Annotated in this window: 21 protein-coding genes; 13 read left to right on the top strand and 8 right to left on the bottom strand. The window is 67.2% G+C overall.

Going from position 1 to position 24,724, the window contains the following annotated elements; translation table 11 throughout:
- Nucleotides 1–94: 94 nt before the first annotated feature.
- From ACYVN4_RS40095 to ACYVN4_RS40075, 5 genes are read left to right on the top strand one after another with little or no spacing between them, the layout of a single operon-like run.
- The gene (locus tag ACYVN4_RS40095) at nucleotides 95–559 is read left to right on the top strand and encodes an SRPBCC family protein (protein ID WP_460728619.1); all 465 of its coding nucleotides are present in this window, start codon (nucleotides 95–97) and stop codon (nucleotides 557–559) included.
- Nucleotides 560–588: 29 nt separating this feature from the next.
- Nucleotides 589–1,557, top strand: a complete 969-nt coding sequence (locus ACYVN4_RS40090; RefSeq protein WP_460728617.1) for a cucumopine synthase-related protein — start codon at nucleotides 589–591, stop codon at nucleotides 1,555–1,557.
- Entirely contained in the window at nucleotides 1,554–2,651 is a 1,098-nt protein-coding gene (locus ACYVN4_RS40085; protein ID WP_460728615.1) for an NAD(P)/FAD-dependent oxidoreductase, read from the top strand. Before ACYVN4_RS40090 ends, ACYVN4_RS40085 begins: the two co-directional genes overlap by 4 nt.
- Nucleotides 2,611–4,344 carry a carbamoyltransferase family protein gene (locus ACYVN4_RS40080; protein WP_460728613.1) on the top strand — a complete coding sequence of 578 codons (1,734 nt, stop codon included), beginning with the start codon at nucleotides 2,611–2,613 and terminating at the stop codon, nucleotides 4,342–4,344. Before ACYVN4_RS40085 ends, ACYVN4_RS40080 begins: the two co-directional genes overlap by 41 nt.
- The gene (locus tag ACYVN4_RS40075) at nucleotides 4,341–4,979 is read left to right on the top strand and encodes a histidine phosphatase family protein (RefSeq protein WP_460728611.1); all 639 of its coding nucleotides are present in this window, start codon (nucleotides 4,341–4,343) and stop codon (nucleotides 4,977–4,979) included. Before ACYVN4_RS40080 ends, ACYVN4_RS40075 begins: the two co-directional genes overlap by 4 nt.
- 57 nt (nucleotides 4,980–5,036) lie before the next feature.
- Here the strand turns inward: ACYVN4_RS40075 and xdhC are convergent, their stop codons facing one another.
- From xdhC to ACYVN4_RS40060, 3 genes are read right to left on the bottom strand one after another with little or no spacing between them, the layout of a single operon-like run.
- On the bottom strand, nucleotides 5,037–5,891 hold the full coding sequence (gene xdhC / locus ACYVN4_RS40070; protein WP_460728609.1) for a xanthine dehydrogenase accessory protein XdhC: 855 nt from the start codon (nucleotides 5,889–5,891) through the stop codon (nucleotides 5,037–5,039).
- 1 nt (nucleotide 5,892) lies between these two features.
- A complete protein-coding gene (gene xdhB / locus ACYVN4_RS40065) occupies nucleotides 5,893–8,376 on the bottom strand; it encodes a xanthine dehydrogenase molybdopterin binding subunit (RefSeq protein WP_460728607.1) in 2,484 nt (827 codons plus the stop codon).
- Nucleotides 8,373–9,857 carry a xanthine dehydrogenase small subunit gene (locus ACYVN4_RS40060; protein WP_460728605.1) on the bottom strand — a complete coding sequence of 495 codons (1,485 nt, stop codon included), beginning with the start codon at nucleotides 9,855–9,857 and terminating at the stop codon, nucleotides 8,373–8,375. The genes xdhB and ACYVN4_RS40060 overlap by 4 nt, the downstream gene beginning before the upstream one ends.
- Before the next feature lie 565 nt (nucleotides 9,858–10,422).
- Here ACYVN4_RS40060 and ACYVN4_RS40055 point away from each other — a divergent pair.
- Both ACYVN4_RS40055 and ACYVN4_RS40050 read left to right on the top strand, forming a co-directional pair.
- Complete coding sequence (locus ACYVN4_RS40055; protein WP_460728603.1) at nucleotides 10,423–11,658, top strand: DUF1444 domain-containing protein; 1,236 nt, start codon at nucleotides 10,423–10,425, stop codon at nucleotides 11,656–11,658.
- A 133-nt stretch (nucleotides 11,659–11,791) separates the two neighbouring features.
- Nucleotides 11,792–13,078, top strand: a complete 1,287-nt coding sequence (locus ACYVN4_RS40050; RefSeq protein WP_460728602.1) for an acyltransferase family protein — start codon at nucleotides 11,792–11,794, stop codon at nucleotides 13,076–13,078.
- Between the two features lie 30 nt (nucleotides 13,079–13,108).
- Here the strand turns inward: ACYVN4_RS40050 and ACYVN4_RS40045 are convergent, their stop codons facing one another.
- Nucleotides 13,109–13,927: an SDR family oxidoreductase gene (locus ACYVN4_RS40045; protein ID WP_460728600.1), complete on the bottom strand. Its 819-nt coding sequence runs from the start codon at nucleotides 13,925–13,927 to the stop codon at nucleotides 13,109–13,111.
- Nucleotides 13,928–14,104: 177 nt separating this feature from the next.
- On the opposite strand from ACYVN4_RS40045, the gene ACYVN4_RS40040 reads away from it, so the two are divergent.
- On the top strand, nucleotides 14,105–15,511 hold the full coding sequence (locus tag ACYVN4_RS40040; RefSeq protein WP_460728598.1) for a lipase family protein: 1,407 nt from the start codon (nucleotides 14,105–14,107) through the stop codon (nucleotides 15,509–15,511).
- Between the two features lie 181 nt (nucleotides 15,512–15,692).
- Nucleotides 15,693–17,348 (top strand): cutinase family protein, encoded by a 1,656-nt coding sequence (locus ACYVN4_RS40035; RefSeq protein ID WP_460728596.1) that lies wholly within the window; start codon nucleotides 15,693–15,695, stop codon nucleotides 17,346–17,348.
- A 113-nt stretch (nucleotides 17,349–17,461) separates the two neighbouring features.
- Here ACYVN4_RS40035 and ACYVN4_RS40030 read toward each other — a convergent pair whose 3' ends face one another.
- A complete protein-coding gene (locus ACYVN4_RS40030) occupies nucleotides 17,462–18,418 on the bottom strand; it encodes an undecaprenyl-diphosphate phosphatase (RefSeq protein WP_460728690.1) in 957 nt (318 codons plus the stop codon).
- A gap of 264 nt (nucleotides 18,419–18,682) precedes the next feature.
- On the opposite strand from ACYVN4_RS40030, the gene ACYVN4_RS40025 reads away from it, so the two are divergent.
- The gene (locus tag ACYVN4_RS40025) at nucleotides 18,683–18,964 is read left to right on the top strand and encodes a hypothetical protein (protein ID WP_460728594.1); all 282 of its coding nucleotides are present in this window, start codon (nucleotides 18,683–18,685) and stop codon (nucleotides 18,962–18,964) included.
- A gap of 39 nt (nucleotides 18,965–19,003) precedes the next feature.
- On the opposite strand, the gene ACYVN4_RS40020 is transcribed toward ACYVN4_RS40025, so the two are convergent.
- Nucleotides 19,004–19,717 (bottom strand): GbsR/MarR family transcriptional regulator, encoded by a 714-nt coding sequence (locus ACYVN4_RS40020; RefSeq protein ID WP_460728592.1) that lies wholly within the window; start codon nucleotides 19,715–19,717, stop codon nucleotides 19,004–19,006.
- A gap of 302 nt (nucleotides 19,718–20,019) precedes the next feature.
- Between ACYVN4_RS40020 and ACYVN4_RS40015 the strand changes: the two genes are divergently transcribed.
- A complete protein-coding gene (locus ACYVN4_RS40015; RefSeq protein ID WP_460728591.1) occupies nucleotides 20,020–20,676 on the top strand; it encodes a TetR family transcriptional regulator in 657 nt (218 codons plus the stop codon).
- Here ACYVN4_RS40015 and ACYVN4_RS40010 read toward each other — a convergent pair.
- Complete coding sequence (locus ACYVN4_RS40010) at nucleotides 20,625–21,593, bottom strand: SMP-30/gluconolactonase/LRE family protein (protein WP_460728589.1); 969 nt, start codon at nucleotides 21,591–21,593, stop codon at nucleotides 20,625–20,627. The genes ACYVN4_RS40015 and ACYVN4_RS40010 overlap by 52 nt on opposite strands.
- A gap of 69 nt (nucleotides 21,594–21,662) precedes the next feature.
- Nucleotides 21,663–22,580: a C40 family peptidase gene (locus ACYVN4_RS40005; RefSeq protein WP_460728587.1), complete on the bottom strand. Its 918-nt coding sequence runs from the start codon at nucleotides 22,578–22,580 to the stop codon at nucleotides 21,663–21,665.
- Nucleotides 22,581–22,920: 340 nt separating this feature from the next.
- Between ACYVN4_RS40005 and ACYVN4_RS40000 the strand changes: the two genes are divergently transcribed.
- Nucleotides 22,921–23,667, top strand: a complete 747-nt coding sequence (locus ACYVN4_RS40000; protein ID WP_460728585.1) for a ParA family protein — start codon at nucleotides 22,921–22,923, stop codon at nucleotides 23,665–23,667.
- Nucleotides 23,667–24,677 carry a hypothetical protein gene (locus tag ACYVN4_RS39995; protein ID WP_460728583.1) on the top strand — a complete coding sequence of 337 codons (1,011 nt, stop codon included), beginning with the start codon at nucleotides 23,667–23,669 and terminating at the stop codon, nucleotides 24,675–24,677. The genes ACYVN4_RS40000 and ACYVN4_RS39995 overlap by 1 nt, the downstream gene beginning before the upstream one ends.
- Nucleotides 24,678–24,724: the final 47 nt, after the last annotated feature.

Below are 24,724 nucleotides of genomic sequence, written 5' to 3'. Positions count from 1 at the left end.
CTTCCATCCCTGGCAGTTCCGCCTCGGCCGCCTGTGTACTTCATGACGAAGTTTGCAATCTCGAGGCAATTACCTTGCCGGACAAGGATTTTACGTGGCTGTTCAACGCAAGCACACGATGTATCACTCGAGCGTCATCGACGCTGATCCGGCGGCTGTCTGGGCGGTCGTGCGGGACGCCCTGAAGTTGGTGTCGATTGTCTCCGGTCCTTCCGCCAAGGACGTGCACTGGGTCGGCGACGCCGGGCCGGAGCGGGTTCCGGCGCTCTACAACTTCACGCTGGTGTTCAGCGACGGGCTGGTGCAGCAGGAGATCGCCGGGCGCGACGAGTTGAAGCGGCTGCAGACCTACCGCTCGATCGAACCGACCATGGGCGTGGAGCGCTATGTGGCGACGATTCGCGTCCGGTCCATCACCAATGACCCCAATCGCAGCTTCTTCGATTGGACCCGCGAGCTCACCATCGCCGAGGACGCCGAGACCGAGGTCGTCGAAACCATCATCGACATGATGGCCAAGCAGGTCGACGCGGTGCGCGACTACTTCGCACAGCAGTAGCGCCGACCTCGCCTTATAAGGAGAATCCCTTGTCAGAGTCATCGACCGGACGACATATCGAGATCGTCTGGCCCGAAATCGGCATCACCGTGACCGCCGAGCTCGACGGTCGCAACGAAGAACTCGCCGACGCGTTGTGGGAGGCGCTCCCCTACCGCAGCCTGCAAGGCCACGCCCTGGTCGCGGGCGAGCACCTTTACCACGTCGCGCCGATCCCCTCGCTGCTGCACGTGCCCGCGGAGACCAAGATCCCGGACCGCCGGGACGCGCCCGACGGGACGGTATTCCTTTCCGCGCTCCAGCATTTGGGCATCAAGTACGGCACGTTGACCGAGCCGATGCCCGCCGCGCCGGTGGGCCGGATTCGGGAGCAGGACATTCCGGCGCTGCTGGAAGCCGGTCGGGCGGTGTGGGATTCGGTGTATTCCACCAAGCAGCCGATCCTGGTCGAGGTCCGCAAGGCGGGCAGCGAGAGCGGCCATCGCATTCCGCATCTGACCGCCGCCGACGCGGACGCCAACCGGCTCATCCACGATGTGCACGCCGAGACCGAGCGCATCTGGCTGACCGAGCCGGTCGAGCTGGCCGAGCTGCACCGGGGCGTGATTCCTTCGGGGGCAGGCAGTTTCGAGACGGTGCTGCCGACTCTGCTGTTCGTCAACGGCGAGACCCGGCCGCTGGGCTACGCCTCCTACGGCGGCCTGGTCCGCGCGGCCGTGCAGGACATGCCGATGGATTCGCTGCGGCACATGACCCGGCTGCTGGTCGGCGTGCCCGCCGAGTTCCTGGGCTACTGCGGTCTGGAACCGCTGTGGGCCTTCACCCAGCGGTTCCTGGCCTGCCTGGATCAGCTCGACCGCGACGACTTCCTGGCCGTGGTGAGCCAGCTGGCGCTCTACGTCAACACGCTCGGCGCGTGGAATCTGCACCTGTACCCGTGGGACAGCGGTGACCACCTGCGGCAGCACCGCCCGGCGGAAGTGGGTTCGCAGTCGTGAGCGGCGAGGTAGTCGAACGCACCGAGGTCCTGGTCATCGGCGGTGGCGTCATCGGCACGTCGATCGCGTGTCAGCTGGCCGAGGCCGGGGTCGGCACCGTCCTGCTCGAGCGCGGCGATCTCGGTTCGGGCGCTTCGGGGAACACCGCGGGTGTCATCCGTACCTACTTCCCCGGCAGTGCCCTGACCAGTTCGCTCGCGGTGCGCAGTCTGGCCGCGTATCACGAGCTGGCCGAGCGCAGCGGCACCGATCTGCTGCTGCAACGGGTCGGGTTCCTGGTGCTCTTCACCGAACAGCAGCAGGTGGAGGATTTCCAGCAGGAGCTGGAGGCCCAGCGCGAGGCGGGCGTCGAGGTCGAACTGGTGACCGCGGCCGAGGCGGCGTTGCGCAATCCGCTGCTGGATGAAACCACGATCGTCGGGGCCGCCTGGTCGCCCGACGCCTACGCCTGCGATCCGGCCGCGATCGTGCGCGCCTATGCCACCGCGGCCGAGCGGGCCGGGGCGGTGCTGCGCACGCACACCCCGGTCACCGCCATCGATCCGGACGGGCGGGTGCACACGCCCACGGGCAGCATCCTCGCCGACACCATCGTGTGCGCGGCCGGGCCGTGGGCCGACACCGTGGCCGCCCTGGCCGGGGTGGAACTGCCGGTCACCACCTATCCGGTCGACCTGCTGCTGACCGACGCGCCCGCGAGCGCACCGCACGCCCTGCCCATGACCCTGCATCCGTCGAGCCTGCGCATTCGCTCCTGGGGCGACCTCATCCTGGTCGGCATGGGCCGCCCGGGTCCCGATGAGTCCCAGCAGGATTGGCGGCAGCGGGTGTCGCAGCAGCTCGGCTCCACCTACCCGGCGTTCGCGGGGCAGCGCGTCGAGCACGGGTGGAGCGGGGATCTCGATGTGAGCCCGGACGGCATGGCCGTCATCGGCCGCGATCCCGCCCGCCCCTTCCTGTACGCGGCGGGATTCTCCGGTCAGGGGCTGTGCCAGGCCCCGGCGGCCGGGGAAGTCATCCGCGATCTCGTTCTCGGCAAGGAAGGAAATTACGATGATCGTCTTGGCGTGCAACGGTTTCAGCCGAGTCTCTGAGTTCTTCGCCGCCAATTTCGGCGCGGTCGGCATCGACAAGCACTACCTGATGGGCCACGACGCGGCCGCCACCCTGCTGATCGACGGCGAGATCGTCGCGGCCGTGGAGGAGGAGCGGCTCAACCGGGAGAAGAAGACCACCGACTTCCCGGTCAATGCGGTGCGGTGGTGCCTGGATCAGGCCGGGATCGACTTCGCCGACGTGGATGTCCTTGCCATTCCGTGGAATTGGTCCGGCGATGCCTTGACCGGGGTCGAGATCCTGACCGAAATCGTCAGTCCCGAAGCGATTCTCGCCGACTTCGCCGCGCGCACCGGCTGCACACCCGATCCGGCCAAGGTGGTGTTCGTTCCGCATCACGTCGCACACGCCATGACCGGGTACTACCTGGCGGGCATGAAGGACAGCGCGTTCCTGGTCAGTGACGGTCGGGCGGAACGGTATTCGGCGGTGCTCGGCGAGATTCGCGGCGGTCGCGTGCGGATCTTCGACGAATCCACCATCGGCGCGGAACACTCGATCGGCCTGCTGTTCGCCGCCATCACCCGCTTCCTCGGATTCGTGCCCAACAATGACGAATACAAGGTGATGGGCCTGTCCGGCTACGCGCAGCCGCCGGTGCCGAATCCATTCGTCGAGGACCTGATCGAACTGCACGACGACGGTCGCTACAGCTTCCGCGTTCCTCTCGCGGCCGAGAATCCGCGCGGACTCGACCCGCTGTTCGAGCAGTACTTCGGCCCCTTCGAGGACACTCTCGAATACCAAGCACGGGTGGCGGCGGCAGCCCAGGAGATGCTGGGCGTTGTCACCAATCATCAACTGCGGGCGCTGGAATCCAAGTCGGACCTGGATCACCTGTTGTTCGAGGGTGGCGTCGCGTTGAACTGCCTCAACAACACTCCGCTGTTCGAGGGTTCGCGGTTCGACGAGATGGAGGTGAGTTTCGGTGCCAGCGACACCGGCATCACCATCGGCGCGGCCGCACACGCGTGGCTGAACCATCCCGCCAACGATGGGGTGGACAGGTCGTCGCGGCACGTAACCCCTTACCTGGGACCGGAATACGACGACCTCGCCATCGAGGCGGCACTGCGGGATGTCGACGATCGGGTGGGCTGGACTTGGCTCAGCGATGACGAAATCATCGACCAGGTCTCGAAACTGCTCACCGAGAAGGTGGTGATCGGCTGGTACGAGGGGCGCATCGAGCACGGCCCGCGGGCACTGGGACATCGCAGCATCCTGGCCAATCCGAGCTTCACCGATATCAAGGACATCATCAATACCCGGGTCAAGCATCGCGAGCCGTTCCGGCCGTTCGCGCCGCTGGTGCTCGAGGCGGATGCGCCGAAGGTGTTCGAGATGGGCCGCAAAACCCGTTCCCCGTACATGACTTTCGTGTTCCCGGTGCGGCCGGAGTTCCGGGACGCGATTCCCGGCGCGACCCATGTGGACGGCACCTCGCGGGTGCAGACCCTCACCGATCGCGACACTCCGCGGCTGGCGGCGCTGCTGCGCCGGTTCACCGCCTTGACCGATGTGCCGTGCCTGATCAACACCTCGTTCAATGTGGCCGGTGAGCCGATCGTCTGCACCCCGGCCGATGCGCTGAACTGTTTCCTCGGCACCGAGATCGACTATCTGGTGCTGGGCAACCATCTCGTCACGAAAGCCGAAGTGTCCGCATGACTTTCGCACCGGGCGAACCCACCACACTGATACTGCTGCGCCACGGTGAGACGGCGCTGACGCCGGAGGGGCGATTCTCCGGCAGCGGCGGCGACGATCCGATGCTGTCGGAGAACGGGCGGCGGCAGGCCGATGCCGTCGCCGGCCGGCTGGCGGAGTTCGGCCCGGTGCACGCGGTGGTGTCCTCACCGCTGCGCCGATGCCAGGAGACCGCCGCGGCGACGGCCGGGAAACTGGGCCTCGACGTCCGACTCGCATCGGGGCTGCGCGAGGCGGATTTCGGTGCGTGGGAAGGACTTACCTTCGCCGAGGTCCGGGAGCGCTACCCGGACGAAATGGCGGCGTGGCTGGCCTCACCAACGGCCGTGCCGGGCGGCACGGGCGAATCATTGGAGTCGGTGACCGGCCGCGTCGAGTGGTCGCGGGACAAGATCCTCGCCCGATTCCCCGGCCAGACGGTGCTGGTGGTCTCCCATGTCGCGCCACTGCGGACGCTGGTCCGCCTGGCATTGGGAGCGCCGCCCGCATCGCTGTTCCGGATGGAGATGGCGGCTGCCTCCCTGTCCGAGGTGGCGTACTACGAAGACGGGACCGCGTCGGTGCGCTCGCTCAACGACACCGCGCATCTACGCTGAACCCGCTGCAGCGAAAGGCCCCGGTTCTCCACGAGAACCGGGGCCTTTCTGTATGTCTTATGCGCTGTCCGCGATCGAATGGACCGGGGCCACACTGTTTTTCGCGTGCCGTTCGGCCTCGAACGTCATGATCAGATCCGCCGCCACGCTCACCGCGATGATCGCGGGTTCCTTGCCGGTGATCTCGGTCAGTCCGATCGGGGTCTTGATCCGCGCGATGGTGGCGGCGTCGAAACCGCCCTCGGTGGCCAGCTTCTTCTGGAACCGCGCCCATTTGGCGGCCGACCCGATCAGCCCGACCGAGCCGAGTTCCGGTGTGCGCAAAGCGGTATCGCACAGCGCGGCGTCCTCGGCGTGATCATGGGTCATGATCAGCACGTGGGTGCCGGGCGGCAACTCCCCGATGATCTCCTCGGGCAGCATGAGCGGGCGATGCACATGCACCTGCGCCACGCTGTCCTCGAGGACCGTAAGGCGTTCTTCGGCAAGCTGTTCCGGCCGGGTGTCGATCAAATGCAGATCGAGGTCCTGGCGGGCCAGGATGCGGGCCAGCTCGTAGCCCACGTGCCCGACCCCGAACAATGCCACCGCGGGCACCACCGGCAGCGGCTCCAGCAGAATGCTGACCGCGCCGCCGCAGCACTGCACGCCGTGCCGGTTGGTGACCTTGTCGTTGAGGGCGAAGTCCATGATCTCCGTTTCCGGATCGGACGCCGCGATCAGCTCGCGCGCCCGGTCGATGGCGACGGCCTCGATATTGCCGCCGCCGATCGAACCCCAGGACTCCGTCTGTCCGACAACCAGTTTCGCGCCCGGCTTGCGGGGCGCGTGACCGCGCACGGTCGCGACGGTCACCAGCACGCCGGGTTCCCGGCGGGCTCGTAACCGTTCGACCGCGGCCACCCAGGTCATGTCAGACTCCGCTCAACGCGGTGGTACCGACGGCGACACCGTTGCCGTTGCTGCCGTTGCCATTGGTGTGACCGTTGCTGCCATTGCCGTTGTGGCCGTTGCCGTTCACGGCGTGGCCGTTGGCGGCGTGCCCGTTGGTGAGCGCCTTGGCGGCCACGTCACCCCGGCGCGCACCCTGGATGGCCCAGAACATCGCCTCCGGCGTCGCGGGCGACGCCAGATCGACACTGGTGCCCTCCGGCCCGAACGCGGCGGCGGCCTGCCGCAGCGCCTCACGGACCGCGAAGGCCAGCATGAGCGGCGGCTCGCCGACGGCCTTGGAGCCGTAGACCGCGCCCTCTTCGGTGGCGTCCTCGAGCAGCGTCACATGGAACTCCTCGGGCATCTCCGAGAAGGACGGCAGCTTGTAGGTGCTCGCGGCCTGGGTCAGGAAGCGACCGCGGTTGGGGCCGTCGCTGGTGTCCCAGCGCAGGTCCTCCAGGGTCAGCCAGCCCGCGCCCTGCACGAAGCCGCCCTCGACCTGACCGATGTCGATCAGCGGCGAAAGGCTGTCGCCCACATCGTGCACGATGTCGACGCGGCGGATCTTGTAGCCGCCGGTGAACCCGTCGACCTCGACCTCGGTCGCGGCCGCGCCGTAGGCGAAGTACTTGAACGGCGAGCCCTGGAAGATCTTGGCGTCCCAGTGCAGGCCCTCGGTGCGGTAGAAGCCCGACGCCGACAGCTGCACCCGCTGGAAGTACGCGGTGTGCACCAGCGCATCCCAGTCGAGGGTCTTGTCGCTGCCCAGCAGGGTCGCGACACCGTCGATGATGCGGATGTCGGAGGCGTTGCCGCCCATCTGCGTCGCGGCGACCTGAACCAGTCGACCGCGCAGCTGCTCGCACGCGTTCTTGATCGCGCCACCGTTGAGGTCCGCGCCCGAGGAGGCTGCGGTCGCGGAGGTGTTGGGCACCTTGTCGGTTCGCGTGGGAGCCAGCCGCACCTTGTGCAGCGGGATGCCCAGCGTGGTCGCGGCGACCTGCATCATCTTGGTGTGCAGGCCCTGGCCCATCTCGGTGCCGCCGTGGTTGATCAGGACGGAACCGTCCTTGTAGATCAGCACCAGCGACCCGCCCTGGTTGAAGGCGGTGAGGTTGAACGAGATACCGAACTTGATGTTGGTGATCGCCAAGGCGCGCTTGGTGTTCGGGTGCGAGGCGTTGAACGCGGCGATATCGCGCTGACGCTCGGCCCAGTTCGCGTTGTCCTGGGTCTCGTGCCAGATCTTGCCGATGCGATCGGTCTGCCCGACCGGCTGGCCGTAGGGCGTGGTCTGGTTGGGCGCGTAGAAGTTACGCTCCCGCAGCTCCGCCGGATCCAGGCCCAGCAGGGGCGCGCAACGGCCCATGATGTCCTCGATCACGATCATGCCCTGCGGGCCGCCGAAACCGCGGAAAGCGGTGTTGGAGACCGTATTGCACTTCGCGATCCGGCCCGCGACGTGCGCGTTCGGGATCCAGTAGGTGTTGTCGATGTGGCACAGCGCGCGAGCGAGCACCGGCTCCGACAGGTCGAGGCTCCAGCCGCCGTCGGCGGTCAGCGTCGCGTCCAGGGCCTGGATGCGGCCCTCGGCGTCGAAGCCGATCTTCCACGAGGAGTGGAAGCCGTGCCGCTTGCCCGACATGGTCAGGTCCTGGGTCCGGTTGAGCCGCAGGCGAACCGGGCGACCGGTGAGCTTGGCGCCCAGCGCCGCGATGGCCGCGAAACCGTGCGGCTGCATCTCCTTGCCGCCGAAGCCGCCGCCCATGCGCAGGCACTGCACGGTGACCTCGTGGCTGTGCAGCCCGAGCACGTGCGCGACGATCTCCTGCGTCTCGGACGGGTGCTGCGTGCTGGACTGGATGAAGATCTGCCCGGCCTCGTCGACCTGCGCCAGGGCGCAATGGGTTTCGAGGTAGAAGTGCTCCTGGCCCTTGAACTCGAACTCGCCCTCGAACACATGCACCGAGTTGGCGAAACCCTCGTCGATATCGCCACGAATCATGGTCGGACGCGCGCCGTGGAAGCTCTCGGCGGCGATGGCCTCGCGCACCGTGATCAGCGACGGCAGTTCCTCGAGTTCCACCACGACGGCCGCGGCACCGAGCCGGGCCGCCTCCAGGGTGTCGCCCAGCACCCACGCGACCGCGTGGCCGTTGAACATGACCTCTTCGGGGAACAGCGGCTCATCGTGCTTCATGCCGGCGTCATTGACGCCCGGCACATCGGCGATGGTGAGTACCCGCACCACACCGGGCACCGCGTACGCGGCGTCGGTGTTCAGCGACTTGATCGCGCCGTGCGCCTTGAACACCTGCACCGGGTAGGCGTGCAGGCAGTCCTTGGTGCGGTACACCAGGTCGTCGGTGTAGAGCGCGGTGCCGGTGACGTGCAGCGACGCGCTCTCGTGCGGCATCGGTACGCCGACTACCGGCTTTTCGGGACGCTCGGACAGATGGCTCATGACAGCACCGCCTCGGTGGTCTGCGCGTACAGCTTCTTCAGGCTCTGGCCGAGCATCGCGGCGCGGTACTCGGAGCTTGCCCGGTGATCGTTCATCGGGGTGCCCTCACCCTGCAGGATCGCGGCGGCGGCCTCGACCGTGTCGGTGGACCAGGGCTTGCCGATCAGCGCGGCCTCGGTGTCGCGGGCCCGGATCGGGGTGGCGGCCACACCGCCCAGACCGATGCGGATCCGGCTCACGATGCCGTCCTCCAGCTCGAGCGCGAAAGCGACCGCGACACTGGAGATGTCGTCGAAACGCCGCTTGGCGATCTTGTGGAACGCGGTCACCGGCGCCAGCGGCAGCGGGATACGCACGGACTTGATCAGCTCGTCCGCACGACGCACGCTCTGCCGGTAGCCGGTGAAGTAATCGGCCAGCTCGACCGTGCGCTCACCGTCGGCGGAGGCCAGCACCACCGACGCACCCAGCGCGAGCAGCGCCGGCGGGGAGTCACCGATCGGGGAACCGGTACCGAGGTTGCCGCCGAAGGTGGCGTTGTTACGGATCAGCCGCGACGCGAACTGCGGGAACAGCTGCGCCAGCAGCGGCACGCTGCCGTCCAGGCGACGCTCGATCTCGGTCAACGGCATGGCCGCGCCGATCTCGATGTGATCGGATTCAACCGTCAGGCCGCGCAATTCGGGGAGACGATCGATCGCGATGGCGTAATCCGCACGGCGCGAACGAATATTGACCTCGACGCCCCAGTCCGTGGAACCGGCAACCAGCACCGCGTCCGGACGCTCGCGCAGCAACTGCACGGCCTCGGCCAGGGTCTCCGGGCGGCGGAAGGTGCGGCCGTCCTGCGAGTACTCGGTGGCAACCGGCTCCGGCGCGTCCTGCTCACGGCGCAGCGCGAACTTGTCGTCGGCCTCGGGCTCGCCGAGCGCGTACGCGGCATCGCGGATCGGGCGGTAACCGGTGCAGCGGCACAGGTTTCCACTCAGCGAGTGCAGGTCGAAACCATTGGGGCCGTGCTCGTGATCGTGCGACTCGGCCTCGGTGACGGTGTCCTCGGCCGCGTGCGCGGAGGCGCAACGGGTGGGCCGGTAGTACTCCGAAGCCATCGAGCAGATGAAGCCGGGGGTGCAGTAACCACACTGCGAGCCACCGCGAACCGCCATCTCCTTCTGCACGGGGTGCAGTTCGGTGGGGGTGCCGGAACCATCGAGTTCGCCCAGGCCCTCAGCGGTCACGATCTCCTGGCCGTCGAGCGAGGCGACCGGCACCAGGCAGGCGTTGATGGCGATCCAGTCGGTGGGCGACTCCACACCGGGGCGCGCCACCATGATCGAACAAGCGCCGCATTCGCCTTCGGCGCAGCCTTCCTTGCTCCCGGTGAAACCGCGGTCCCGCAGGAAATCCAGGACCGTGGTGTGCGGTGCCGCAGGGGAAATCGGGGTGACTTTCCCGTTGACCGTAATCCGCGCGTCTACCATGGCACGACCTCATTTCGGTGCGCGGTCTTCTCGATAATCCTAGTCGCCATTTCAGGAGCTTTCTATTTACGGTGGCGCAGCCCGAGTACCCGGAGCGCGAAACAGCGGGCAAATGACATGCCGCAATCGATGACACAGAGCGAGATGCCGGGGCCGCAAACGGGGCACGCCGGGAACGGGCTGGTCAGAAGCCGTGAGCTACACGACCCGGAACCCAGGCGGTCCGGTGAGCCAGGTGGCGGAGATCGGAGATGGAGATGGACATCCGACAACGCCTCCTTCCAAGCAGCTCACGTATCGGTGTGACCGACGCTACGTGCCGCCGGACCGATAGGTCAAGCTGATGTGGGGTGGTCCGGAACAGTTTGAGGGAACCTCTGACCAGGTCTCGGGCGAGAAGTGAATGAATCGGTTTATCGCACAATAAGCGCGCTCTTGTTAATAGCTACGAAAAGCTCTCGCATAACTATCGAAGCCTTTGTATGTTCCGCCAGTGCGGATGCGGGCAGGCCCTGGTCGCAGCGTCGGCGCGCGAGTGTCACCGGGCTGGGTTAGATTGCCGCGCATGAGTTTTCTGGGTGGGGTTTTCGGTTCGAAACGCACGAAACAGCAGTTCGGGGAGCAGGCGCTGGCCATGGTGCGGGCGCACGGGGTGACGGAGGCGGAGTTCGACCTCGCGGACTTCTCGATCCGGTACACGGCCAAGAGCGGGGAGCGGGGGGTGATCAACCTGCAGACCGTCTTCAAGCGGACCCGGTCGGTGACGTCACGCGAGGGCAATCGCATGCTGTTCGACTTCGTCAATGTGAGTCCGGGGCTGGGTGGGCTCGAGACTCCGAGCGCGTGGGAGGAGGCCGCGCCGACGCTGCGGCCGCTCATCAGGCAGGCCGGGGAACTCAGCACCCGGATGGAGGGCATGCAGGTCGCCGACCACATCCTGTGGCGGCCGGTGCTGCCCTGCCTGATGGAAACCCTGGTGCTGGATCATCCGACCTCGATGCAGCGGGTTCATCCGTCCCTGCTCGCGGAGTGGGGTGTCGACGCGGAGACCGTATTCGCCACTGCCCGAGCCAATCTCACCGGTCTCGCGCTCGATACCGTCGCCCGCTACAACGCCCGCGCCAAGGGTGGGATGCTGCACATCCCCGACACGGACGGCAATCTGTACGCGGGTGCGCTGCCGCTGGTCGACGGGTGGCTGGCCGGGATCGGCAAGAAGGCCGGGGCGCGGCCGATCGTGTTCATCGCCCAGAACGTGGGCGTGCTCGCCGGTGCAGAGATCTCCGAACGGCATGTGCTGCACCTGGTGAACACCGCCCGCGAGCTGTTCGACAACGCGGTCCGGGAGGTCTCGCCGGTGCCGTACACCGTGGACGACGCGGGCCGCCTGGTGCCGTATCGGGTTCCGCGAGATCACCTGGCGTGGAAGGAGATCCGGTCCGCAGAGGCGACCCTCACCGCCCACGCGTACGGCGGGCAGTGCGAAAACCTGCGCGCCGATTCGGACGCGGGACTGATCGAGGAATTCGCCGCCGAGATCGTGCACTTCCGGCGGAAGGACGGCATCGAATCCACCCTGGCAACCTGGACCGACGGCGTCCCCACCCTGCTCCCGCGCGCCCACAATGTCAGCATGACCAACATCGAGACCGAGACGGTCTTCCCGGTCCCGTGGGAGGTGCTGACCGATGCCCTCGACCTGAAACCGGAGGAGGGCATCTACCCGGACCGCTACCGCGTCGAATTCCACCCGGACGCGGAGGTCATGGACCGACTCCGCTCCATGTCACGGATCGACTGATGACGTAGCTCACAATGCTGCGGCCGCAGATTGTAGGGGGCCCGGTCGGCCTGGCAAGCTCGCCGACCATGGGTGTGGGGAGTTGTCGTCGTAGTCGTGTGAGAAAAACCGTTCGCTGCCTGGGTATTGCGCTGTGACGAACAGCGTCGTTACCGAGAACTCGACGGCGGTGAGCGACGAAACGGCGCGGGGCCCCGGTGGGCGGTACGAGTTCCTGGACGCACTTCGGGGTGTCGCGGCGTTGGCGGTGGTGATCCAGCACTGCTCGATCGAGCTGTGGCCGGGGTTCGCACGAATCTCCGCGGAGTACTTCGAACTCGGGCAGTTCGGGGTCTTCGCGTTCTTTCTCGTCAGCGGTTTCATCATCCCCGCATCGTTGGAGCGCGGGCGGTCGCTGGGCGCCTTCTGGGTGGGGCGGTTCTTCCGGTTGCTGCCGCCGTTCTGGGCCTGCCTGATCGTGGCGATGATCCTGTCTGCCGCAGGCCGATACACGCTGTCACCGAACTTTCTGAGCGCACCGGTTTGGCACCTGGCCACCAACGCGACGATGGTGCATCTCTTCCTGTTCTCCAGCCCACGGGAAGATTTGGTGATCGTCATCGCCTGGACGCTCGCCTATGAGCTAGTGTTCTACATGTTCGTGTCGCTGCTGTTCCTCGGCCGACTCAACCGCCGTTCGGTGCCCGTCGCGGTGCTCGCAATCGGCGCGATCGCTCCCATCGGAGTCTTGATTCCGACCGGAATGCTCAACGGACCGCACGCGAACGGGATCACCCGGCTGGCGGTCGCGATACTGACAACGCTGGTCGCGGCGATATTCGCGTTTCGGGCGGCGAACCGGCGGGCCCAGCTCACCGCGGTCGCGCTGGCCGTGATCGCTGTTCCCTTGGTGCTCAATCAGCCTGGGCCCTCCAGCTATTCGGCCGCGATTTTCGCCACCATGTTCGTGGGCACGGTGCTCTACCGGATGACCAAGGGCGAGACCACAACCCGCATCGGGTGGGGAGTCTTCGGTCTCGCCGCGGTGCTGATTACCGCGGTATGGTTCGCCATTGCCGACGAACACACCGATCCGAACACCGGATACTTCATCGGGTGGTTCAAGGATGTCGATGCCATGGTCGGCGCCTACGTCTTCGTCGGGGCCGCGTTGCTGCTGCGCCGCCGCTCCTTCCCCCGCCCACTGCTCTTCTTGGGCCGAATCAGCTACTCGCTCTACCTCGTTCACCTGCTGGTGCTGAGCGGGCTGCCCAGGTGGACCAGGTCGTTCGCCGGTATCCCCGCAACCTGGCTCACCTGGTGCACCTGGGTCGGCGGCACCCTACTCATCGCCACCGCGACCTACTACGCGCTCGAAAAGCCCTTCCACGACCTCGGCCACCGCGTGATCGCCAAAATGAACGCGCGGGCGCGGACCTAGCAGGTTCGCGCCTTGTCGCGGTTCGATCGATCAGTTGCCCTGGGCGGCAAGGGAAACGGGCTGCCATTCACGCCAGGCGGCGAGGCGGGATTCGTAGTCGGCGGTGGCGATGGTGAGGGGGAGTTCGCCGAGGAACAGGCGCAGCGGCGGCTGATCCGCATCGACCACGGTGAGGATGGCGGTGCGGGTGGCTGTGGGCTCGCCGCGGCGGAAGGAGTTGCGGGCGGCCTCGCGGGCGGCGCGGATGGGTTCGTAGGCGGGGTTGGGGGTGGCGTGGCGGGCCGAGGGGCCCGCCCAGTCGGTGCCGAAACCGCCCGGCTCGATGAGGGTTACGTGGATGCCGAAGGGGGCGACCTCCTGGGCGAGGGCCTGGGAGAAGCCCTCCAGGGCCCACTTGGAGGCGTGGTAGGCGCCGAGGTTCGGGAAGGCGGAGATGCCGCCGATGCTGGAGACCTGCAGGATGTGGCCACTGCCCTGGGCGCGCAGGATGGGGAGGGCGGCCTGGGTGACCCACATCGCGCCGAAGACGTTGGTTTCCAACTGATCTCGGAATTCCTGCTCGGAAAGTTCCTCGACCGCGCCGAACTGGCCGTAGCCCGCGTTGTTGATGACGATGTCGAGGCGGCCGAAGTGGGCGGCGGCCTGCTCGACGGCGGCGAAGTCGGCGGCACGGTCGGTGACGTCGAGCTGCAGCGGGAGGAAGGTATCGGAGTACTTGGCGACGATGTCGTCGACGGTGCTCAGATCGCGTGCGGTGCCCGCGACGCGGTCGCCGCGTTCCAGTGCGGCGAGCGCCCATTCGCGCCCGAAACCCCTTGAGACACCGGTGATGAACCAGACTTTGCTCATGCATCGACAGTAATCAGCTGGAGTGCACTCCAAGCAAGAGTTGTTGCCGTTTCCGCTGGTATTGACCGTTTCCGCCAGTGATGGATATTGCGAGCCCGATCACATCCGTGACATAGTGGGGCGCAATATTGAGACTACGTAGTCTCACAAGTGGGATCAGGGTGAGGAAGTGGGTCGATGAGGACCAGACGACTGAGCGGCCGGACGCTGCGGCTCGGGACCATATCCATCAGTGCGCTGGTGGTGGCGGGCTTGACCGCGGGACCGGCCCAGGCCGATCCGGCACAGGCCCCGGCGCTGCCGTCGATCGCGCCCGCGCAGATCCTGCCGCTGCCGCCGGAACTCGACCCCGGCTTCTACAACCCGCCCGCCGACGTGGTGGCGGCCGCCGCACCCGGCGAGATCATCGCGGCCCGGCAGGTGAACGTCGCCAACTTCGGGCTGATCCCGCTGAACGTGGACGCCTGGCAGGTCTCCTACCGCTCCAACAACAGTCGCGACGAGGCCATCCCGGCGGTCGCCACGCTGCTCAAGCCGCGCGGGGTCTCCCCCACGCCGCGCAAGCTGCTCTCGGTGCAGATCGCCGAGGACTCGACCGCCGGCTATTGCAGTCCCTCCTATGCGCTGCAACAGTTCTCGGCCGCGACCTTCCTCGGGCAGATCGTCGCGCCCGCCGAATTCCTGTTCGCGCAGTCGGCGCTGCAGAAGGGTGACGCGGTGGTGATCCCCGATCACCAGGGCCCGAATTCGGCCTATGCGGCGGGCCCGCTGGGTGGGCGGATCACCCTCGACGGCATTCGCGCCGCCACCTCCTTCGCACCGCTCGGCGTCGGGGCGGGCGCACCGGTGGCCATGTACGGCTATTCGGGCGGATCGATGCCCACCATGCACGCCGCCGAACTGCGCAAAACCTATGCGCCGGAACTGAATATCGTCGGTGCGGCCTCCGGCGGCACCGGGGCCGACCTGGGTGCGACGCTGCTCATGGCCAACAATCAGGCGACCGCCGGCCTGGTGCTCGGCGCAGTGCTCGGCCTGGCCCGCGAGTACCCGGACTTCAATGCGCTGCTGGACCAGAAGCTCAACCCGCTCGGCCAACTGCTGCGCACCGTGAAAGCGCCGTTCTGCGTGCAGTATCAGTCCGCGCTGCTGCCGTTCCTGAACATCACCGGGATGATCAACTCCCCCGATCCGCTGCAGGAGCCGGCCGTGCAGGCCATGCTCGAGGACACCCGGCTCGGCAAGAGCCTGCCGGATATGCCGGTGTTCATGTGGCATTCGAGGTGGGACGAGATCCTGCCGCTCGCCTCGACCGACCAGCTCGTCAACACCTATTGTCAGAACCCGGCCGCCCAGCTGACCTACACCCGCGACTGGGCCAGCGAGCACATCCTGGCCGAGGTCACCGGCGGACCCGCCGCCCTGATGTGGCTCTTCGATCGACTCGATGGTGTTGCGGCGCAACCGGGTTGCTCGACCACGGACATGCCCTCCATGCTCGGCACCCCGGGTGAACTGCAGACCCTGGGCGACACCATCGGCGAGACGCTGGCGTCGTTCTTCGGCAAGCCGATCGGGGCGTAAACCGATGTGACGCAGGTCTCATCGGGGGCCTGCGTCACTGGCGTACTCGAGTCACGCTGCGATAGCGACTCATTCGCGAAAGTAACGCCTGCGTCACCCGCAACGACGTCTCCGGTGGTAGATGGCCCGACTACAGACAGGGCTTGACGGTTCACTGTCGGGGTGAAATGGGGATTCGGGCATGGATATTCGCGGCTTCTTGAAACGACATCGCATTGTGTCGGCGGTGGCGGCACCCGCCACACTGGGATTGGCCGCGGTGGTCGCGGTGACGTTCGCGTACACGTCGTCACCGGATTCGAAGCAGGCCGATCCGGCGCTGAAGGCGTCGGTGACCGAATGCCACGACATGGTGACCATCTCGGTGGCCGGGCGTAATGACTCACCGCAGGCCGGCACCACGAAGATGCTGGTCGACGCCAATGGCAACGAACTGCCCGCCGCGCTGAGCGACGATTACCAGAGCCACTGGGAAGACCCGATCGTCAATGCGCCCAGCGGGCAGGTCGACTCCAATTCGTACTGGGCCGTGTACGTCTCCTACCCGGCCAACCTGAGCACCTACGAGGACGCCGTGAACACCGGTGTCGCCAATACCGAGCAGGTCATGCGGGATATCTCCGCGGCCTGCCCGAACACCAAGTTCGCAATCGTCGGCTACAGCGAGGGAGCGGACGTCACGCGCCGGGTGGCGCAGGAGATCGGGCACCAGAATACCGGGGCCGACGGCAAGTACGGGATCGTCGACCCGGGCAATGTGGCCGGTGTCGTGATCCTCGCCGACTCGGGGCGTTCGGCGGGCGACGGTCCGTTCATCGGGGCCAAGGATCCCAGCCACCCCGACAATTTCGATCAGAGCTATCAGACCAACAAGGACGTCGCGGGCGGGCAGGGCGCGCTGCAGGACCATGCCGGTGACTTCGGGTCGCTCAACGGCCGCATCGCCTCCTTCTGCTCCGACGGCGACCTCACCTGTGCCGCACCGAAGAACATCTCGTTGCTGCAGCTCGCGGTGAACGTCGGCCGCCAGATCAATGTCGACCAGATCCAGAACGACAACACCCTCACCCCGGAGAGCGGCATGAACGTGGCCGTGGTGCTGGGCAAGATCGCGGGCAACGCCTTCGCCGACATCGCGCACGACCCGGGCTGGTGGACCAGCAAGGAGACCTTCCTCGATGTGCTGCTGAAGGTGTCGGCGCCGGACTACAAGCCGAATCAGGACAACCCGACGCCGGTCGAAGCGAGCAATATCGACGCCCAGAACATGTCGCCGCTGGCCTACCTGCCGCAGAAGGTGTTCAACGAGGTCATCGGGCTGATCACCACCAACCAGAACACCATTCCGGTGATCCTGAACGACCCGTACAACCTGACCCTGGGCCCCAACGGCACCGGCCACCACTTCGACTACTGGCACGACCAGAACCCGGACAACGGCAAGCAGGTCAGTTCCGCGGACTACGCCGCGGCCTGGCTGACCGAGCTGGCCAAGGAGGCACAGGCCAAGCAGCTCGACCCGCACACGCTGACCTCCTCGCCGACGCCGACCACGACGCCGAACGCGCTCGCGGCGGCCCGGGCCAGCGCCTCCGGAACCAGCACGCCCACAAGCGGTTCCACGACTCCGGCCACCACCACCCCGGGTAGCACCACCGTGCCGCCGACCACCACCACGGTGCCGCCGACCACGACGGTCACGCCGGACGCGGGCACCACGACCCCGCCGGTCACGACCACCACCCCGCCGGTCACCACCACGACCGTCGCGCCGACCACCACCACGGTGCCGCCGACGACCACGACCGTGCCGCCCACCACGACACCCACGCACTGACAGCAGAACCCCGTCATCCCGGCATGCTTTTGGCCGGGATCCACACCCTTGGGTGTTGGATTCCAGCCAAAAACACGCTGGAACGACGGGGTTTTCGTTTGCCGTGACTCGGTTCAGCGAATGGTGAACCAGACCAGGCTGCCCAGACCGGCGACCAGGCAGTAGATGGCGAACGGGGTCAGCGTCTTGGTCTCGAAGTACGCGGTGAGGAACTTGACGGAGATGTAGGACAGCACGCCCGCCACCACGCTGCCCGCCAGGGCCGGGCCGAGAATGGCGTGGTTTTCGTGCTTGAACAGCTCCGGCATCTTGAGCACACCGGCCGCCAGGATGACCGGGGTGGCCAGCAGGAAGGCGAAGCGGGCGGCGTCCTCGTGGCGCATGCCCTTGAACAGGCCCGCCACGATGGTGCTGCCCGAGCGGCTGATACCGGGGAAGAGCGCGGCGATCTGGGCCGCGCCGATCAGGGTGGCGTCACGAATGCTCAGGCGCGACAGGCGAACATCCGAGGCGCGGTCCGGGTCGGTCATCGGCAGCACGATGGTGTCCTCCATGGAGAGGTCCGTGGTGCGGCCGGTGGGGCTGCTGAACTGGAAGTCGGGCTCGTGGTCGCGCTTGCGCATGATCTCCGCCGACAACAGCACGAAACCGTTGATCGCCAGGAAGATCGACGTCGGAATCGGATTGCCGAGATAGTTGCGGACCGCCTTCTCCAGGAGCAGACCCGCGAGTCCCACCGGGATGGTGGCGATCACCAGCAGCACGCCCAGCCTCGCCTCGGGCGTGCGGATCTGACGGGTCAGCGCCACATCCCACAGGCCGCGGAAGATGCGCACCCAATCGCGCCAGAAGAAGATCACCAGGGCCAGCGCGGTGGCGACGTGCATGGCCACCAGCAGCGCCAGATACGGGGAATCCTTGGCGGACATGCTCAGATCGTCGGCCCACTTCCCACCCACCAGGGCGGGCAGCAGAATGCTGTGACCCAGGCTGGAGACGGGGAAGAGTTCACTCACCCCTTGCAGTGCGCCGACGACGATCGATTCCAGGTAACTGATGGCCATTCGAATTCCTGTCGGAGGGAGTGCGGGAACCGAACACCCCGAAACCGCCGGGGCTGCTCGCTTGGCGAGGCTACTTGATCGGGCCGCGGTATGTGCACACGGTCGGCCGCGCGCGGGCCGCTCGCCCCGCCCGGTCCGGTCGATCTCCGCACATCGGGCACCGGCGGCGGCCGGTGACCCCGGCGCGGGTTTCAATCCGGCGCACGCAGGCTTGCGAAGGGCGAATTCTGCCCGTACGCAATCGAATTGCGCGGCACGGAGGCGGCCTGCGTGGAATACTTCCGCGATATGCAGTACAGGGGATTCGACAATCCCGACACCGGCGAGGATCCCGAGTTAGCTCAGGCTCGCATCTTCCTGGATGAATTGGAAAAGCATGTAGTCAAACTGACCAGGCGATTACAGACCGCGCCCACCGCCGAGGCCAGGCAATCGATCAGTGCCGAACTCTCCACCGTGCGCCGCTATGTCGATCGAATTCACCGCAGGTTCCCGGGAATTGCCGTCGCGAATCCTTTCCGCGGCTCACCACCGGGTGCTCCCGCGCTCTGATTCCCCACCGGCACAGCGATTTCCGCACCGGCACCGCGATCAACGGTCGGCCAATTGCGCGCGCCAGCGTTCCGCGGAGCGGACCATGTCCAGGCCCACCCGCTCCAGGTACTCGCTCATGCCCAGCAGCCGCAGCCCGGCGGGGGTCGCCGCCCCGAGCGCGTCCGCGCCGTCGCGCGCCTTGGCCGCCAGCAGCTCGTTGGCCCGCGCGTTCGCGAGAGTCGCTCGATACCAGGCGGATTCGTCGATGAAGTAGCGATCGCGGCGGCTGCCCGGGTCGCGATCGCGGCGGATCAGCGCCTGCTGCTCGAGCTGACCGACGGCCGCCGACACCGTCGCCGGACTCACCCGCAGATGCGCCACCAGTTCCGCGGCGGTGAGGCTGCCGGAGTCCGCGGCATAGAGCCGGGCCAGCACCGCGGCGGCCATCTTGGGCATACCGGTCCGGGCGAACAGCGCAGCGAACTCGGTGCTGAATTCGGCCAGCAGCGCCTCGCCGCGACCGTGTTCGTCTGCGCCACAAGGATTTTCGGTGCGTTTGGGCCGGGGTGTGCGACGCCGCGAGCGCACCGCGGTGGCGGCCTGGGCCAGGTCGGCGCGATAACGCCCGGGCCCGCCGTTGCGGGTCACCTCGCGGCTCACGGTGGAGGTGGGGCGATGCAACTGCCGGGCGATATCGGCGTAGCCGAGCCCGCCGGCCAGACCCGCGGCGATGAGACGACGATCCTCCTGGCTGAGTCTTCCTCCGGGCATCGGAGCGGCTCCTTCATCAGAGTGCCGCACAGGCGGCGGGGCTCCAACCTATTGCAACACACGACCTGCGCGATTGCATTAGGCTCCGGCGCTGCGAGGTCGCGAATTCGCCTGTGCGGCAGGCGTTATCCCGATCCCACCGGCATTCGTTCATTGCCCGCATTGTGAACGCAACGTAGCGTTCGCCTCCGGTCGAACCGCCTGGCTCGTCCCCGGCCGAAACCGCCGCGGCCACCGCGACACGTCCGGCGGGGCCGGATACACCGAAACCGGACCGAGCGACACGGTCATATAGTGACCCGGTGAACAGTCCTGACGCGCGTGAGCTCATTCTGCTCGCCGGTGAGCGCACCATCGCCGAACGGGGGCCCGATGTGGCCCTGCGCGATATCGCGGTGGCGGCTGGACAGCGCAACAACTCCGCGGTGCACTACCACTTCGGCTCCCGCGACGGACTCATCACCGCCATCATCGAACGCCACCAGCCCGCACTGGAGGCGCGGCGCACCGAACTGCTGGCCGCCCACCGGGCCGCGGACGCACCCGACAGTGTGGCCGCGCTGGTCGACATCCTGGTGCGGCCCATGTTCGACGTACCCCCGGCCGAGGGGTCCACCCACTACGCGCGATTCCTGGAACAGGCCCGTGCGCACCCGGCGCTGACCGGACCCGACCTCAGCGAAAAGCGCTGGCACGCAACGCGAGAGATCGTGACCCGGCTCTACCGGGCGCTACCCGACCTGGGCCGCGCGCAACGCACCTACCGATTGCGCGCCATGAGCACCGTCATCTTCGCCCTGCTCGCCGACTACGAGAGCCAGGACCTGCCCACCGCGGGCGAGCGAAACGACGTGCAGGACAACATCATCGCCATGATCGTCGGCCTGCTCACCGAACCCGTCGACCGTCAGGGCGCGGCCGTGCGCGCCTCGGGGTCGAAGCCGCCCGGGATCTCGTAGACCTGACCGGTGAAGGTGATGCCGAACAGCCGCCCGGCCGAGAAGCCCCGATCACCGCGCCCGTACTGCACCTCGCTGGTCAACTGCGGTCCGAAACCGAGGACGCAGTACTGCCCCGGGGCGTCGATGCGGACCACCTGCCCCGACGGGTTGAACGGCACCACCGGGCGCTGCAAGGCGTCGAGGGTCAGTCCGTCGGGAGCGTCGAAGAAGTCGCCGCCGGACAGGTCCAGCAGTGACTGCGGGGCCCAGGGCGCGTTCGTCGGGATCCGGCTCACCCCGGGATTGACGAAGGTCCGCGACACATAGAGGAATCCGTCGCCCGGGTCGAGTACCGCGCCATTGGCGCTGGGGAAGTTCGCCCAGTCCGCCTGCACCACGCCGTTCGGATAGACCCGGCCCACCAGAGAGCCGAAATCGTTTGTGGCATAGACGGTTCCGTCGTGCGCCACATCCATGCCGTCGGCCGCCGAGAGCCCGGCCGCGAAGGGGGCCATGGCCCCGGTGTCCGGATCGACGGTCACGATCCCGGCATGACGAATGCTGTCGCCGATCGCCGCGCGCGCGTCCGCGCCGTAGCCGACCAGCATGCGGCCGTCCGGCAGCCAGGCCAGTGCGCCCGCCCCACCGCTGGGGACCCGGGCGATCGGCACCGCGGGCGCGCCGGGTGCGTCGATGCGGAAGACCTGACCGCTCACCAGATCCGTGACGAAGGCCCGGCCCGCCTGATCGACGGTGATGCCCTCGAGTGCGGCGCCCGGCACCGTGGCGACCGTGAAGGTCGGTTGCCCCGCCCCCGCGCAGACCGGGGCGGCGGATGCCGGAGCGGCGGTGACGGTCGACAGTCCGGCTGCGGTGAGCGCGGCGAATGCGATTGCCGCCGAACGCCTGCCACCGAGTCGTAGCTTCTTGCCCATCTCGTACCTCGCCCATTCGGCCGATGAATCCCTGCATCGTAAAACGTTTTCGGGACTTGACGGGTTCGATCAGAAGCGGCGGGCGCCGGTGATCGGCATATTGTTCAGGGGCGAGATCTTCACGCCGGAACTGTTGTCACTGGCATGGATGATCTTGCCGTCACCGAGATACAGCGCGGAGTGACCGCCGCCGTAATACGACACCAGATCGCCGGGTTGCAATTCGTCCAGCGGCACCGGGGTACCGGAGGCCAGTTGCGAATAGCTGGTGCGCGGCAATTCGACTCCGGCCTCGCGATAGGACCACTGCACGAAGCCCGAGCAGTCGAAGGAGTCGGGACCGTTGCCGCCCGAGCGGTAATACGCGCCGAGCTTGCTGCGGGCCGCTTCGATGGCGCGCTGTCCGGCCGTCACCCGTGGCATGGCCGCGGGCATCGGGGCGGGCGCGGCCGCGGCGTCGGTGACGCCGGGGATGCCGGTCAGCGGGGGCAGGCTGCTGGGGAGCTGGAAGGTGCCGAGTCCGGCGATCACCACCGAGCGGACCTCCGGCGCGGCCGGGGTGGCCGGGCGCAGGGGTTCGGGCGAGAGTGCCTGCACCGGAACGGGATCCTGCGCGGGGTCGGCCGGAGTGATGGCGACCCGCCCGGGAATCCCGACCATCCGGGAGCCGTCCGCCGCACCGACACCCGGGATCCGGTCGTCGGCATCGGGATTCGTCACGGGACGGAAATCACCGGCTTCCCCGCCCGTGGATTCCTGTGCCGGAACGACGATCCCGGGAGCGGCGATGCCCAGCTGGGCCGCGATCTCGTTCGGGATGTCGATCGCCCCGATGCCGGGGATATCGACCGGCGCGGCATGCGCCTGGCCCGCCGTGAACAGCAGGGCCGCACCGACGGCCGCCGCACCGAGGACTCCTGTGACCAGAGTCCGCAGGCTCAGCCGCGGAAGCTTCAGAACCTTCTGTCTATCACCGATCTGTTCCATGAGCGGTCGTCCTCCGTCTAAGCCGTGGGCTATCCGGTTTCCGTCCAACACTCGCGAATGTTCGGTACTGCCAGCAGATCCGAAATTGCATATTTCGCCGGAAGATCAGGCGGCGCAACGAATGACAGGCGTGTTATTCATAACGAAAAGGTAACCATTGACGGCTGTGTCCAATTGGACACAGCCGATTTCCCCCTCGGACACAGCCGATTTCGGCCCGCACACCACCGATTTCGGTCGGAATCCGCGACATCACGCGCGCGGTGACCGATATGGACACGCGCCCGTGTGAGACTGACACACGGAAAACCTGCCCTCCCCATCACCAGGAGGATGAACAATGACCGAATCCGGTGCGCTACCGAATCTTCCCGAACCACTCGTGGTCACCCTCGGGAATCTCAAAGGCGGCGTGGGCAAAACGACCTCCGCCTTCTTCCTAGCCTCGTATTTCACGAGCGTGCACAAACTTCGAGTGCTCGTCATCGACGCCGACCCGCTCAGCCAGACCGGGTACTCCTGGTATCGGCGATTACAGAAGGCCGAGGTCGAAGTCCCCTTCGAACTGCTCGCCTTCCCGTCTCGGCACGTGCACGACTGCATCACCGACAACTCCCGCAATTTCGACGTGATCATCGTCGACGCCGGTGGCGAATCCGCCGAGATCTTCAAGGCCGCCGTGCCGGTGAGCGACGAACTGGTGCTGGTCACCAGCGTGAGCCCGTCGGAGGTGAAACGCGTGCCCAGTACCTATCGGGCCGCGGAGGAAGCCGCCGCCGAACACGATCGCGCCATTCGCGTGCGGGTGCTCATGACCAAGGTGCCGGTCACCATGAAGAACGGCGTCAATGTCTCCACCGAATACCGCACCCAGCGCGGCAATCTGGAGGACGCCGGATATGACGTCTTCGACTCCTATGTCAGCGCGTGGAAGTGGTATCGCGAAGCCGCCGACGGTGAAGTCGGTGACGGCGCCGAGAATCCGATCGAGGATCTCGGTGAATATCGCGCCGTCGGTGACGAATTGGTGCGGCCCTATCTGGATGCCGTCGCCGCGACCCGCATTCCCCTGGAGGTGCCGGCCTGATGCCACCGCAACGCCGTAAAGGCTCCATCGGCGGCGGCGGGGGGCTGGGCCGCAATCCGCTCGCCGACGAAGCCGAACACACTCCCCCGGTCTCCCCGCTGCGTGACGCCAAATGGCCACGCACACCACAGCTGTCGAAGGCGGCGACGGCGGTGCTGATGTCGCCGCCGCCCACACCCGCGGTGGCGGTGCAGCCGGTCGCCGAGAGCGAACCGGCGGCAGCGCCGTCGCCGACTGTCGCGAAAGTCGTTCCCGCTCCCCCGGTTCCATCGAAGCCCGCTCCGGCAGAGTCCGGTCCGGCCGAGCGACCCTCGGCACCGCCCGCACCGCCAGAGTCCGATCCCTCGGGCACGGTGCTGGAGATGCCGCTGCCCACCATGGCGGGCGCGGGACCGCTGAGCCGCTCTGAGAGCGACCAGCTCGAGGTCTGCGAATCCTCCATCGACGCCCTGCGGGTCGCCTTCTGGACCGCCGGGCGGGCGCTGCAGATCGTCCGCGACGCCCGGCTCTACCGCGCCGATCACGCCACCTTCGACGAGTACGTGGAGAAGCGGTGGGACATGCAGCGGTCCTACGCGCACAAGCTGATCCGGGCCTGGCCGCTGGCGGCGCGACTGCATCCCGTCGCGCCGTCGCTCAACGAGGGACAGATCCGAGAGCTGCTGCCGGTGGCCGCGGCCTACGGCGAGGAGGCGGCGGTCACCGTCTACACCACGCTGGCCGCCGATGTGAAGGTCACCGCGGGCAAGCTCCGCGAGGCCGTCGCGGTGCTGCCCGATGATTACGACGAGAGCGAAGTCGTGCAGCGGCTGCAGGCGTGGATGCGCGGCGAAGTGATCGAGGAGCAGTCGCAGACACCCGATGTATTCAGTTCGGTCGAATCACGGCTCACCGCCCTCACCCAGAAGGTGGTGCGCGGCTCCACCGACCATCCGGTCGCGGCTCGTGAATTCGCCGCCAAACTGCGGACCCTCGCCGAACTGATCGAACGGCAGATTCCGGTCGGCTGATATCGGACCGTCAAGAAGGGGCCCGGCACCGTGCCGGGCCCTTTCTT

Source organism: Nocardia heshunensis, assembly GCF_054782115.1.
This window is presented reverse-complemented; position numbering and strand designations above follow the sequence as displayed.

Coding starts and splice junctions, on each gene's coding strand:
- xdhC (WP_460728609.1), bottom strand. CDS start 5,891: ATGACCTGGGTGGCCGCGGTCGAACGGTTACGAGCCCGCCGGGAACCC.
- xdhB (WP_460728607.1), bottom strand. CDS start 8,376: ATGAGCCATCTGTCCGAGCGTCCCGAAAAGCCGGTAGTCGGCGTACCG.
- ACYVN4_RS40075 (WP_460728611.1), top strand. CDS start 4,341: ATGACTTTCGCACCGGGCGAACCCACCACACTGATACTGCTGCGCCAC.
- ACYVN4_RS40005 (WP_460728587.1), bottom strand. CDS start 22,580: ATGGAACAGATCGGTGATAGACAGAAGGTTCTGAAGCTTCCGCGGCTG.
- ACYVN4_RS39995 (WP_460728583.1), top strand. CDS start 23,667: ATGCCACCGCAACGCCGTAAAGGCTCCATCGGCGGCGGCGGGGGGCTG.
- ACYVN4_RS40010 (WP_460728589.1), bottom strand. CDS start 21,593: ATGGGCAAGAAGCTACGACTCGGTGGCAGGCGTTCGGCGGCAATCGCA.
- ACYVN4_RS40020 (WP_460728592.1), bottom strand. CDS start 19,717: ATGCCCGGAGGAAGACTCAGCCAGGAGGATCGTCGTCTCATCGCCGCG.
- ACYVN4_RS40035 (WP_460728596.1), top strand. CDS start 15,693: ATGGATATTCGCGGCTTCTTGAAACGACATCGCATTGTGTCGGCGGTG.
- ACYVN4_RS40060 (WP_460728605.1), bottom strand. CDS start 9,857: ATGGTAGACGCGCGGATTACGGTCAACGGGAAAGTCACCCCGATTTCC.
- ACYVN4_RS40055 (WP_460728603.1), top strand. CDS start 10,423: ATGAGTTTTCTGGGTGGGGTTTTCGGTTCGAAACGCACGAAACAGCAG.
- ACYVN4_RS40000 (WP_460728585.1), top strand. CDS start 22,921: ATGACCGAATCCGGTGCGCTACCGAATCTTCCCGAACCACTCGTGGTC.
- ACYVN4_RS40080 (WP_460728613.1), top strand. CDS start 2,611: ATGATCGTCTTGGCGTGCAACGGTTTCAGCCGAGTCTCTGAGTTCTTC.
- ACYVN4_RS40045 (WP_460728600.1), bottom strand. CDS start 13,927: ATGAGCAAAGTCTGGTTCATCACCGGTGTCTCAAGGGGTTTCGGGCGC.
- ACYVN4_RS40040 (WP_460728598.1), top strand. CDS start 14,105: ATGAGGACCAGACGACTGAGCGGCCGGACGCTGCGGCTCGGGACCATA.